This is a genomic window from Nostoc sp., from assembly GCF_036917515.1.
In the GTDB taxonomy this organism is placed as follows: domain Bacteria; phylum Cyanobacteriota; class Cyanobacteriia; order Cyanobacteriales; family Nostocaceae; genus Nostoc.
The window spans coordinates 53,201-66,208 of the sequence record NZ_JBALDE010000201.1; the positions used below are offsets into that span (position 1 = coordinate 53,201).

Annotated in this window: 10 protein-coding genes and 1 pseudogene; 3 read left to right on the forward strand and 8 right to left on the reverse strand. The window is 40.3% G+C overall.

Features of this window, described 5'->3' with window-relative positions; genetic code table 11:
- Positions 1-386: 386 nt before the first annotated feature.
- Together V7K89_RS26590 and V7K89_RS26595 are read left to right on the forward strand one after the other, a co-directional pair.
- Positions 387-1,055, forward strand: coding sequence for a sigma-70 family RNA polymerase sigma factor (locus V7K89_RS26590; RefSeq protein ID WP_335192570.1), 669 nt, complete (start codon positions 387-389; stop codon positions 1,053-1,055).
- A 347-nt stretch (positions 1,056-1,402) separates the two neighbouring features.
- Positions 1,403-1,972: an adenylate kinase gene (locus V7K89_RS26595; protein ID WP_335192545.1), complete on the forward strand. Its 570-nt coding sequence runs from the start codon at positions 1,403-1,405 to the stop codon at positions 1,970-1,972.
- 300 nt (positions 1,973-2,272) lie between these two features.
- On the opposite strand, the gene V7K89_RS26600 is transcribed toward V7K89_RS26595, so the two are convergent.
- From V7K89_RS26600 to V7K89_RS26615, 4 genes and pseudogenes are all read right to left on the reverse strand, one after another.
- The gene (locus V7K89_RS26600) at positions 2,273-3,847 is read right to left on the reverse strand and encodes an AAA-like domain-containing protein (RefSeq protein WP_335192547.1); all 1,575 of its coding nucleotides are present in this window, start codon (positions 3,845-3,847) and stop codon (positions 2,273-2,275) included.
- Between the two features lie 5 nt (positions 3,848-3,852).
- Positions 3,853-5,295 carry an AAA-like domain-containing protein gene (locus tag V7K89_RS26605; protein ID WP_335192549.1) on the reverse strand — a complete coding sequence of 481 codons (1,443 nt, stop codon included), beginning with the start codon at positions 5,293-5,295 and terminating at the stop codon, positions 3,853-3,855.
- A gap of 383 nt (positions 5,296-5,678) precedes the next feature.
- Positions 5,679-5,867: pseudogene (locus V7K89_RS36110) on the reverse strand (GMC family oxidoreductase N-terminal domain-containing protein); the annotation flags it as partial.
- Positions 5,868-6,044: 177 nt separating this feature from the next.
- Positions 6,045-6,644 (reverse strand): hypothetical protein, encoded by a 600-nt coding sequence (locus V7K89_RS26615; protein ID WP_335192557.1) that lies wholly within the window; start codon positions 6,642-6,644, stop codon positions 6,045-6,047.
- Positions 6,645-7,433: 789 nt separating this feature from the next.
- On the opposite strand from V7K89_RS26615, the gene V7K89_RS26620 reads away from it, so the two are divergent.
- Positions 7,434-8,246, forward strand: a complete 813-nt coding sequence (locus V7K89_RS26620) for a class I SAM-dependent methyltransferase (protein ID WP_335192559.1) — start codon at positions 7,434-7,436, stop codon at positions 8,244-8,246.
- On the opposite strand, the gene V7K89_RS26625 is transcribed toward V7K89_RS26620, so the two are convergent.
- The 4 genes from V7K89_RS26625 to V7K89_RS26635 all read right to left on the reverse strand — a co-directional run bounded on the left by V7K89_RS26625 (position 8,235) and on the right by V7K89_RS26635 (position 12,835).
- On the reverse strand, positions 8,235-9,320 hold the full coding sequence (locus V7K89_RS26625; protein ID WP_335192561.1) for a DsbA family protein: 1,086 nt from the start codon (positions 9,318-9,320) through the stop codon (positions 8,235-8,237). The two genes, V7K89_RS26620 and V7K89_RS26625, sit on opposite strands and share 12 nt — an antisense overlap.
- A gap of 599 nt (positions 9,321-9,919) precedes the next feature.
- Positions 9,920-10,312, reverse strand: a complete 393-nt coding sequence (locus V7K89_RS36115; protein WP_442941767.1) for a hypothetical protein — start codon at positions 10,310-10,312, stop codon at positions 9,920-9,922.
- Positions 10,313-10,979: 667 nt separating this feature from the next.
- Positions 10,980-12,482 (reverse strand): HlyD family efflux transporter periplasmic adaptor subunit, encoded by a 1,503-nt coding sequence (locus tag V7K89_RS26630; RefSeq protein WP_335192563.1) that lies wholly within the window; start codon positions 12,480-12,482, stop codon positions 10,980-10,982.
- Between the two features lie 71 nt (positions 12,483-12,553).
- Positions 12,554-12,835, reverse strand: coding sequence for a hypothetical protein (locus tag V7K89_RS26635; protein ID WP_335192565.1), 282 nt, complete (start codon positions 12,833-12,835; stop codon positions 12,554-12,556).
- Positions 12,836-13,008 lie beyond the last annotated feature (173 nt).

Here is a 13,008-nt window from a genome sequence, read left to right on the forward strand (position 1 = left end):
TGTGGATTGAATTGAGTCGGTGAACAAAAGTGTATTGCCCATTGCAACCATGCTGTTATCACCTCTAATATCTGACAAATAATGATAGATAGCATCAAAAATCAAGCAAAGAGACGCTTTGCTACTGCATCAAGTCTGCAAAGTATACAGAAAAAAGAAACTTCAGCAAAGAAAATAAGATGCGAAAAAATAGTATAAACCAAGATTTTATCCCGTCTGAAGAAACAATTCATGGCTGTATTCAGGTATCTGAGGAAGGAAATATGGATAGCATTGCTGTTAAAACTGATGATGTGAGCAACAACTCTTTGACTGTAGAAGATGTTACTACTGATTTAGATATTCAGAGTCATTCACTACCAGTAAACCAGAAAGTCAAGCATCTGTTGTTTAGCACCTCAGTTAAGGAGGATCTAAATGAACAGCTAACATCCTTAGTTGCCGAAGCTCGTAGACATTCACCTGGAAGCCGTCAACGTCAGAAGTTGCTCACGCAAATCATTCGTTTGACACAAGGTAAACTATGGAAGGAAAATACTCCCTACTATCAAGACGCATTGCAACAAACTTGGTTGTATTTCTGCCGCAACATTTGTGATGGTCTGACAGGTCAAGCCTATGACTCCACTCAAGGTAGTGTAATTAATTGGTTAGATGCTTACCTAAAACGCAGACTACAAGACTTTTATCTCAACCAAAACCGGGAACAAGCCACAACAGTCTCCTTTGGGGTTCGTCAGTCTAAGTCAGGTGAGATTGGTGAAACTATTGACCCGATAGATAATATACCAGCTACCCCCCAAGCCCCTCCCATTTTGGAAAACCTGGATATATGGGTGAAGACAGATTCAGATATGGAACTACGTAGTACTCACATTAAAGGGCGTCCAGACGTAAATTGTCAGGTATTAATTCTCAAACGCTTACCTCCGGAAGTTAGCTGGAAAGAATTATCTCAAGACTTTCGGCTGCCAATTGCGACATTAAGCAGTTTCTATCAACGTCAGTGTCTACCACGGTTGCGGAAATTTGCTGAGATAGAGGGTTTGTTATAAACCAATACAGTTCAGTTAAGGCTCAAATTCATGTAATCAAGCTATAATTCCCAAAAATAGAAAAAAGTGTGACGCATCTCAAAGAATTTTCACTGCTGTCTCTCAAGATACAAAGTACGAAATATTCAAAGCAATAGAGACAGCTATCCCAGCACAAATCATTGAACAAACGATCGCAAATATAACTATTCTTAGAATTGCTAGTTAATTGGATGCAATTATCTGAGTTTTCTTTAGTAGTAATAAAATAGCGTAGATGGTGTCAGGAATAAAATAGTACATTTTTGCACTACTCTATGTATCATTTAAATATTATAAAATAAATTTCTATTCTTTCTTGACAAGCCTTGTTGCCTATTGAACTATATTGCCCTAAAACGAAAATGGCTATGAAAAAAGTAGCGGTATTTGGCAATGCTGGAGGTGGTAAATCAACTCTGAGTAAGAAATTATCAGAAATTACTGGTTTACCACTTCACGTTTTGGACAAGATAAAGTATGTCGCTAGAGGTGCTGAAGTTACTCATGAAGACTACAAGCATATCCATCAGGAAATTTTACAAACTCAAAGATGGATTATTGACGGTTTTGGTTGCATGGAAACACTCTGGCCAAGACTTGACGAGGCAGATACTCTGATTTTTGTTGATTTACCACTATATGTCCATGTTTGGTGGGTAACTAAGCGATTCATCACAGGTTATTTTCAACCACCTGAAGGCTGGCCACAAAATAGTCCTATATTGAAAAGTTCGCTTAAAAGTTACCGTGCGCTTTGGTTATGCCACAAATTTTTGACTCCAAAGTATCGTGAATATATCAAACAAGCTCAAAGCAGCAAAAGTGTTTATCATATTCGCTCAACTAAAGAGATTTTAGATTTTTTTGAATTAGTTCAAAATAAAATTAACTCTTAAGCTCGACTTTATCCAAAATTAAGACTCAGTTTTCTTTATCCAGCAAAAATCCTAGCTTTTTGGCAAATAATTTTTCCACCTCACAGATTATCGATGAAGTTAAAAAAGTAAAACTAATATCCCATAAAAATTTCAGTTTAAGTGATCCCGTTGGGAAAAAAATGGATAAAGCCGAGTTAATAGGCTATTTATAAAGTAAAAATAAAATTATTGTAAGAGAGCCAGTGCACCCTTGCGGTTCCTCATAAAATTCTAGACACTGATAACGAAGTAGCATCTCTTGCAAATTACGAATTGGTATTACGGATAATGTAGTAATTGCTTTGAGGTCGTTGAACAGTGTTTTTTATACTCGAAAGTGAGCATTCCCAATCCTAAAACAACTATCAATGCCCAACCGAACGCGCCTAGAAAAAATAATCTTTGAAATCTAGCTGCTTTTTGCTCTTGAACTAGTCGAGCTTTAACTTCTTTAGTTCGTTCTGCTTCTAACCATGTCTCAACTTCTCGCCGATCGCATTCTTGGCTAGCAGCTAAAAACTGATAATCAAGATCGCTCAAGCTTTTGCCTTGCGACCAAGCTAGAGCTTCATGTAAAGCTGTCCCGCGTAATAGTCGGGAATTATCACAGCGATCTGAGGCTACCCAAGCGTTGAATGCTTGGGAGTAGGGTCGTAATTTTGCTAGTTGTTTTTCTACCCAAATTTGGTTAAAAACCTCTTGGTAAATCCGGTTCTTTACTATTAGTTGCCCTTGCTGCTTGGTTACTAAACCCGACAACAGCAGCTCTATTTGTTCTTCTCCATCATCACAAGCTATCTGAATTCCTTGTAAAATTTGCTGATACAGTCCTAGCAAACTTCCAGTACGCTGCTCATTTATCAGTAGGCGATCGCGGATTGTCTTCAAATGCTCTGGATCGTCCTTTGCTTCCCATTTCTCAATAATATGGGTTTGCACTAGTTTTTCTAAAATTAACAAGGTAAATTGGTAATAAAAATTTATCAGATGTTGATTAATAATTGGTAAATGGTTATCCAGTTTATAACGCTCATCAACTTCTAAGCTTCTCTGTTCTTCAACATTTTTGCTTCCAGAGGTTCTTTCTTGTACGACTATCTGACAAAGCTTTTGAGTAAGAAACGGCTGACCATTTGTCCAAGCCAAAATTTCTTTGATAACCGCCATCGGATTAGCTACTCTAGTTTCTAACCCTGCTGCTAATGGCTGAACTTCTGATAAGTTAAAGCCGTGCAGTTCAATAGATTTACCAATATTAAATGGGGTACAGTTGCGATCGGCAATCAAATCTGAAGGTGTTGCTACTCCAAACAGTGCCCAAGTTAGGCGGTTATATTCTGGATTTTCTGCTCGCTGATTGTAGCAGGAGCGAATTAAAGTAAAAAAATCGACAACAGGGAAATTCAAACCTAAAACACTATCAATTTCATCAATAAAAATAAATATTTTTTCAGTTTTTAGCTCAACTAATAAAATATCTTCAACAAACTGACTCAATCTCTGTAATGCAGGTAAATCTTCACGCTCCGACCACCAGGCTTTTAAATTAACTTTGCTAAAGAGATTAAAGCTCCTTAATAAGTCAACCACTATGCCTTTATACCACTGACCAGGAGTAATATTGCCGTTGCCGATGCGAGTCATGTCGATAGAAGCACAACTATAGCCTGCTTGTTCTAACCGATGCCTTATTTGTAACCGTAAGCTAGATTTACCCATTTGTCGGGAACTAAATACATAACAAAATTCACCTTGAATTAAAGCATTATAAAGCTCAAAATCAGCCTGCCGTTCTACATAGCTAGGAGCATCGACTTTGAGACTGCCGCCAATTTGATATTCGTATTTATTCATAGCGTTTAAGCTAATTGCTCTCGGAAATACAGCTGATATAATTCACAGCTAGATATTGCTTGATTTCCTTCAAGTTTTACCAGACCCATACTTTCTAATTTATAGGCAGCGATCGCTTCTAATTGCACACTTGTTGGAGAGGTAACTACTCGTTTGAGTGCGATCGCGAGTTCTGGATGTTCTTGGAGATTTGCTAGATGATGCCGCAAATAGTTGCTATAGATGCCGGCAATTGTAGGAGCCTCTTTTAGTAGCTGCTCTAGGGTAACTGCTTGATGTCCCAGGTTATAAAGAGCCAGACGAGCTAAATAAGGATGACCACCAATCATTGCTCGTAGAGGAGCCAGCTTTTCTAATCCTTTCTCACCTTTTGCCCAATCCAATCCATGACGCACTGCCAATTCTTGCATCTGCTCTAAACTAAATTCTGGTAACTTAATCGGTAGCCCCACATTGAAAGGAGATTGATTAATATCTAACGGGATATAAGCTTCAGTGGCATGAACTACTATTAATCGGAGTTTTTGCCAAATTTCTAATTCGGAAGCATCCTCATACCAAGAACGCAGTAGTGGCAGAAAATCCCTAGAAATTTCTGGATACTCAAAAACTCGATTCACTTCATCCAAAGCTAAGACTACCGGAGCGTCGATTTTCTCCAGTAAATACTCCTGTAAATACAATGTGCAGCTAACTTTGCTACCAATATCCTCATCCCAATAATCATCTAGTCTGATTTCTAGGTTCAACTGCCGACTGACGTTAGCACAAAACCAGCGTAAGAATTTTTCTAAGCTAGTGAAAACTTGACTATCTGCCCTCTGTAAACCGATTTGTACGGTGTGTACCCCAGTCTGTTTGGCATGAGTAAGAATTCTGTGCATTAGGGATGTTTTTCCCATTTTGCTGGGGGCTTTGATTCTGATTAGGCTTCCAGGTTTATTGATTTGTGTATATGTGCGTTCTTCAATTGGCGGACGTTCTATGTAAAAAAATGAATTTAGGGGCACTGAGCCACCAGGATTTTCTAAGAAGTCAGGATTAGGGATTAGGGTTATTCTCTCGTCTTGCTTTTTGATCGCTAAAGAAGACCCTGATATCGCATCTTTGGCTCTGCTTGTTGGCTGAGACTGTCTCAATACTGCTGGCACAGTTTGTAGTTTTTCTGACAAAACGCTATTTTGCGTAGGCAAAGCCCGCTGGGGACATCGCCGTCTCAATACCGAGCGAAAATTACTTTTTGTCACCTCCTCTCCGAAAGCCTGTGAAAGTAACTTCCATAACTTAGAACCAACATCTTTTATATAATTGGCATCATAACCACAGCTTTCGGCGATATCTGGATAAGTTTGTCCTTCCCAAGCTTTACGAAATATTATTTCTTGAACATCACTTAAGCCATGTTCAAGAAATGTATCTAAAATTGCTAGTGCTTCTTCTATATTCATTTGTAAAAAGAATAAAGTTTGTTTTAAATAAGACTTTAGCGGAATTTTTCATACTTTTTTCCTTATTTACTTAAATTTAAACAGTTAGCTTCATTTCCATCTACCATTCTCAGGTATAAGGAAATGTCAAAAAATTGGACTTACACACTGTACAAATTAACCATAATGTGTTTATTTAGTGTCCATCTGGGCTGAAGCTGACACTATACACAGCAGCATTCTGCTGCAAGCTGTTTTGCTCTCTCACCCCATTCACCACCTGCTTCTGACTTGCAACGCTCAACTTCTGCTTAGATGCTGATTATTTCAATAAGTCAAGACTTACGCATAAGTCACGGAAAATCAAACCATAGAGAACGCAGAGAACACAGAGGAATAAGAGCAGGATTGTGGTTATATCCGATTGCCACAGCTGCTTCTACAAATCGTTGGGATACTACAGCAGGGTCTTGAATATCGGTCACGCTCAACTCACCATCAACCCCGTGGTATGCGTCGGCACCGCGTTGCTAGTTCTCAGATTTCTTGAAATAGGGCAATACATCTTGGTACGACCAACCGGGATTCCCCAGATTTCAAGAAGCGTTAAGTACACTATCTAGGTTTCAAAGCTAAGCACAGAGCCTATTCTAATTCTGAATTTACCAATTCTGCTGTATATAGAATTTCAGTGACTATACAACTTGCATCTAGGTTTTAAGTATCATCCCATTAGTTCGAGAAACTCTGCGATGGTCTTGTTATTTTTATCAGCACTTATCATCTTTTATGCAGTAGCTGTGCAAGTAGTTGTTAACTTGCTCCCGTCCCTCTATCCTCGGAGCGAAACTAAGAGGATAAACCGCAATGGAGATGCAGGGCGAATCGGCTGCGCTGTTAGCGAATTCAAAAGCGATGCCCTTGTCAGAATACATTATTTTACTACCTTTTAACGGGCGCGCGTTGGGGAAGTGACGGAAGATTTGCCCTTTGGTACTTCCAGTGGAGATCCCGTCAGACGTATGAAACGAGGGAGACGTAATCTCAATTTGATTAATAAAAACACCACGAATCGGCGCATTTAGCTGTGCTGCGTTGGCAATTGTATGAATGTAGAGCGTATCGCTTCGCTGGTCTTTCTTTTTTGAAACCCAGACGAGTTTGGTTTGTTGCATTGATGTATCACTAGCAGCAGCTTTGGGGAGTTTGTTTAGGTAGAAAGCGCCATTCCTGCCGAGGTGTGTCTGCCCGATGCTTTGACCTGGAATAATCAGATAGTCATCGGTAATAGCTAATGCAGGCGGCAGCGTTGCCATGCCCAATGCGGCAGCCAGACTGAAAACCGTCAATATTTGTCGTCGTTGTTTCATTTTGTCTTTATTAAAACAGAAGATTTGCCATAACTTTTCTAGAACCTTTTTATCTAAGAATTTTTCTGGTTCAAGATTTGCTCAAGTAAAAATTTCACAGAATACAAAATATCCTAACGTAGGCATAGCCCAACCTAGGCATCGCTGTTGAGAGAAAACTTTTTGGTTTAGTGAGTTTAGCTGTATAGGGCTACAACATTAATTTATGGCATTCCAGATTTGGCTCAAACATTTTTATTATCCTTGCCGTGGCACGCGGGTATCGGTGATTTCCCCTTTCCAGCGCACTAAGGCATGTCACGAGATTTTGCATTGCTTGTGAATGGTAAATATGTAGTCAAGCGACTGCACTGAAGTCTTATCCAAATAAAAGGGCAGTTCTATAAGCACCTTCATGTCTCGGCGTTATAGAGAAAGCAAGATGATTTAGCAACTTCTAAAATGCCCCCCTGCCTCAAAAGCTTGCCCCAATTCATTCCACTGTTGTGCAACGTCCATGCCTCAATCTAGAAGTTGCCATTGGCTGCAACCTGTTTTCAAATACCCGCTTTTTATTCCTGCTTCCGATGAAAGCGATCGCACAGCAACTTGAAATTTTGACATTTCCCAGCTGAACAAAACAACAGGCAACTTATACGTGGCATCATCTTCACGACTAACAATCTGCCTAGCATCCTATGCATCTCATAAAAAAAGAGACTAGACTATATTGTATTTGCAGTTTATTTTTCGTTCCCAAGTTGGAGTACAGGAACGCCAGTAACAAGTGTAAGTAGGAGATATTTATTTATGCCGAGATGGAACGCAGAGAAAAAACAAGCGTATCGAACCGAGGTAATTCAACGCATTACCGCAGCGATGCCCTCAGTAATGCAGGAATATGCCTCAATTAATTGGACCGAGGAACTCAAAGGCTACCATACTGAGCATGAATATTATCCTGACTACATCCATGCTCCCATTCATGGGGCAACTGATTCCTACACCAATCCTCAATTGTGCTTGGGTTGGGATGCTGCTATGGATGCGATTATTCCCCTCAGCCACAATGTTAGTTGCCAGCAGTTGCGCGAGACAATGGCTGAACTAATTCCTCAAGACGCTCAAATTGAGACGGTGCTAGAGCTTGGTGCAGGTACGGCTGGTGGAGCGTTAGCCCTGGCACAGCGGTTTCCCCAGGCTACTTTTCGCATTACTGATGTTTCGCCTTACATGCTGGTGATTAGTCAGCACAAGTTTAACAAGGCTGGATTGAGCGAGCGAGCTTCTTTTGAGCAGGTGGACGCCCGTAACACTGGCTACCCTGACAACTCCTTCGATCTTGTCACGTCATCACTACTCTTCCACGAGACACCTAAAGAATGGACGCCTAAGATTCTTAAGGAGATGTACCGGATTACCAAACCCGGTGGTTGGGTACTATACGCTGACACCTATCGGGGTGAATACGCTCTGAGCGCTTCTTTTCAAGAACCGTGGTTGGATGACTTTATCCATTTCAACTTCGAGTACGAGTTTGCAAAAGCAGGTTTTACAGAACTCAATTACATCCGCTATGCCGTGGGTTTGTGGTATATGGTTGGCCGGAAGCTAGAAACGTGAGGACAAAACAAGTAGCAGGGAAGGGGTGCTAGGGGGGTTAGTTTGGGAGGCTTTGATGTTGCCAAAAATACTTTTCAACAAAAGTGGGTCTACATTGAGCATTTTATCCGAAAGATTTTGATCGTTCGGATTGCCTAACACTGTTTTATAATCGACTTTGACACGAGACAGTATACTTTCCATTTCTGATAACGTCACTGCACCAGCAAAAGTCTCACCATTAATGAAAAAGAAAGGAGTACCTTTAATTCCCAACTTTTCAGCTATCTGTTGATCTTTTTCAATCACAGCACTTACTTGCTGTGAATTACGTTGTTGATTAAACTCTGACAAATCTAGTTTGAGTTTTTTAGCAAGTGCAACATATAGTTTCTCACCCAATTTATCTTGCTGGGCAAATAAAGCATCTTGATATTGCCAAAACTTTCCTTGTTTATTAGCAGCCCAAGCAGCTTTGGCAGCAGGTATGGCTTCAGGATGAATTGAGGTCAAGGGATAATGCTTGTACACTAATGTAACTTCATCTTGATGACGAGCCATGAACTGCTTCAATGTTTGATGAGCCTTGGCACAGTAAGGACATTGAAAATCTGAAAACTCGATCAACACAATCTTTTGCTGTGTTGCACCAGTCACAGGAGATTCACCAATTATACTGCTGGGATTTTCTCTAATTTGCTGCTTGATGTAGTATTGAGCTTGTTGCTGCTGCTGTTGTTTTTGCAGAGATTCAGCTTGTAAAGCTTCCCTAACTACTTCTGGGTGATTGCGAATAATCTGCAAAACTTCAGTTTCTAACTTTGGATTAATCAGATTACTATTGTCTGCTTGATTGATAATGGTATCGGCTTGCACAGGCGTTGACCAAATAACTAATGCAACGCAAATAAATAAAACTTCTGCTAACTGGACTGAGCGCCTCAAGTAAGCAATTAGAGACTTCCAAGAAAAAAATTCTCCAATTCTGTGGAATTGGTTTCTAGCCCGCACTATATAAGGACAGGCTGGAAACCCATCCCAAAAGAAATAATTTGGGTATTTTTTTATTTGGAAGTTTATTAACTTGTACTGCATATTTATCATATTCATCAATTTGTAACACTGAATAATGGTAAAACGTTTAATTTAAGTGATTTACAACAATTTTCATGTATTTAAACCACAATTTTGTTTCATCTTTTGCGTTTTTACGCATCTGCGTTAAATAAAAACAATGTAATTCCTTTACCTAAAAATTGCCGTAAAATACGATATTAGTGGTCAATTTCTGAATTTTTCGAGCACCGATCTGATATCCCTCTTCTAAAAAACTGTATTTGCTTCGGGCTGAAGAACAAGTTCAAAACCTAAAGCAAGAGCCTTTTTCTGGAGTTATTGATAACTGGTTCTTGGTAAGTTTATCCTGTCTAGGTTTGAAAAATTGCTATATTAGAGTCAAAAAGTCGTTATTTACAACGCAAAATCGAGCCTTTTGAGGGCATATTGCAGGTTTTTACAGGCATTTCGGTGCAATGTCAATTTTATCTGAAGTTGCATAGAATAGAGGGGTGTCCAAATAGTGCATTTTATGGCTCCTATCCTATGCAACTTCATACTAAATTGGTCTCATTATAATTTATGTTAGGCACGCGATCAATTGAATGCCTACTCTACAAGAGAGTTTTAAAAGAACGCTAGCTAGCAGCATGACCAGCTTCGCCCTGGCAAAAACCGGAACTGCTGCAGGTCCGCGCCCCATCACACTGATTGTCGTTGGAGCATCTGTTTGATCCGCCGGGGTTGGTGGCCTCGTCCCAGCAGTAGGTTGGTCCTTTGGGACCAGGATTGGGCTCTCGCGCTGTCCCCTGGCAAAAACCGGAGCTGCTACAGGTCCGCGCCCCGTCGCACTGTTGGTTATTGGAGCACCTGTTCGGTCCGCCAGGGTTGTTGGCCTCGTTCCAGCAGTAGCTCGGGCCGCTCCCAGCTAGTACCACTGCAGGTCTCAGACTCAAAGTCATGGCCAGACTTAAAGCTAGGGCCAGAACAGCCAGAACTGTCAAATTCACAAACTTGCTAAATCGTGTCATCTGATTTTCCTCTGTAAATGGGTTACGCCGTAACAATAGGCCAGCATGACAATGCTGTACTATGTTGTAACCAAATAATACAATATAATTTAGTCGTTTCGTGTAAGAAAAAAAATTTTTGTGTTGCAGAATCAGGGGATGATTTTGCCCAATTTTGAACGATTTCTATCAAATCCGGTTGATTACAAACAATTCCCCTGAATAAAACAAATAATTAATCTTGTTTATAGGTTTCCATCTCTTTTATCAAATCTGCTGACCCTACTAGTCAGAGACTCTAGTAGATAAAGTCATATAAAACCTATATCTTCTGGTGATATTACTTATTTGACTTGGGACAAAAACTGTAAGGAAAGCGTATTAATTTAGCTTGCCTTCGTACGGGCGAAAAAAGGATAGCCACCAAGATATTACGTCGATTACAGGATATCGCCACAACCTGGAAACTACTCCACCAGAATAGTCAAAGATATAGTTAACGATCGCTTCTCAATGACTCACAGATTTTTCCTAAGTCATTTACAGAAATATTAAGAAAGATGTGATTAATGGATAGCTTTGTAGGGGAGAGGTTTGGAGAGAAGTTTTCTAGATTTTGTAAAAAGTCAGAAATTCCCCTTGGCGTCCAGGGAGAGGGGTTGAAAACTGTTGTGAAAAACGATTTTGTTCAGCGGAGGGACTTTAAGCTCTCTGTTTTTTGCACTAAGAAATCGGTGAAGATACTCATAATTGTGCGCTGACGTAATTTCACATTCGCATTAATGGACATCCCTGATTGCAATGGAATTTGACGCTGATTAATCAGTAACTTCTGCCCATGTAGGCGGACTTTTGCGGAAAAACGCCAGAAATTATAAACTTGGTCTGGAGGTAAGGCATCAGAGCCAATCTCAATTAGTTCGCCTTTGATATCACCATACTCTTGGAAGGGAAAGGAATCAATTCTCACATCTACTTGTTGCCCTTCTTTGACAAAGCCGATGTCGCGGTTGGTGATGTATACGTTAGCAACCAAGTTATCGCTAGGAACGAGTTTCAGCAGGGGTTCAGTGGAATTAACTACAAATCCTGCTGTTTTGGCTTTGAGTTCAAAGACGGTTCCATCTACGGGTGCTGTAATTTTTTGATATTTTAGGGTTTGTTCTGCCTGAACCGACTTACTATCAATCTCTCCAATCTGACTATTAATTTCATAGATGCGTTTTTGATTATCTACAATTACTTTGGTTAATTGGCTGTCTATTTCGGCAATGTTCTTGTCATTATCCGTAATTTTGGCGAGTAAGTCTTCTTGAGACACTGCCGCAGTATTGCGAAATTTTTGATTTGACTGTGCGATCGCTAATTGTAATCGCTGCTGTTCCCGATTCAATCGGATCACTTCAGATTGTTTGCTGCTGACATCCTGTTGCTGTTTCAAGTATTGCACCTGGGAAATAGCTCCCTGTTGCGCTAGAGGTTCAAACTTGTGAAGAATTTGTTGATTAATTGTCAGCAACTCTTTAGCACTAGTTAATTCTGCCTGAGTCTGAAAAAATTGCTGTTGCGTCTGTCCTGTTTCTAAATTAGCTGTGGCTAAACGCGATTCTAGTTCTATTTGGCGATTTTGCAAGCGTAATTGTTGCTCTCTTGTGAAAGAACTTCCAGCAGTCGCACCATTTAATTGTGTGCGGTACAACTGGTTTTCGGCAATAATTGCGGCTCGGCTTTTGGTTAAAAAGGCTAGTTCTGGTTTAATTTTCAATAGAGCAGTTTGCTGTGCAACTTCCTTTAGTGATATGCTCCCTTGAAGCTGACGGCGATAGAAATCATTTTCTTGCTCTAGCGCTTGTTTGGCAAGCAATTGAGCTGCGCGACTTTGCTTTAACGAAGTTAGCTCCGCCTCAGAAGTAGTTTTTTCTAGGCTAACGAGTGTTTCACCTTTTTTGACTCGTTGACCATCTCTGACTAGAATCTCGTTGACAACACCATGAACCGGAGCTTGAATTTCTTTAACTGCACCCTGTGGTTCTAACTTGCCAGTAGCATGAATTGATTCATCAATTTTGAACACTGAAGCCCAAATTACTGCGAAGGTGCTAACTCCAACAATAGTCCAGGCGATCGCTCGTGACCAAGTAGGTGTCTGTTGTAAAAGTACTGGTTGATCGAATTTATATTGAATATTCATAATAAATGGGGAATGGGGAATGGGGCATTGGGGAGTGTTGACTGTTGAGTGCTGAATTAGGAGTACTAAGGTTAAAGTTCCGAGTTCAAAGGCTCAACGTTCCAGCAAAAAGGTGCAACTTCCGAGTTCAAAGGCTCAACGTTCAAGCAAAAAGGTGCAACTTCCAAGTTCAAAGGCTCAACGTTCCAGCAAAAAGGTGCAACTTCCGAGTTCAAAGGCTCAACGTTCCAGCAAAAAGGCTCAACTTCCAAGTTCAAAGGCTCAACGTTCCAGCAAAAAGGTGCAACTTCCGAGTTCAAAGGCTCAACGTTCCAGCAAAAAGGCTCAACTTCCGAGTTCTGAGCTTGAAGCAATAATATTTCCTCCTGACTCTTAACTCTTAACTCAGCACTCAGCACTAAACTTTCGCTTCTTGTTGCTGATACAGACAGTAGTAATACCAATTCTCTAAAAGCTGGCTACAGATAGTGCCTCTAAAATATATTGCCTTCGGGCAATAGATGCAATAATTGGTTTGGTTAATTTG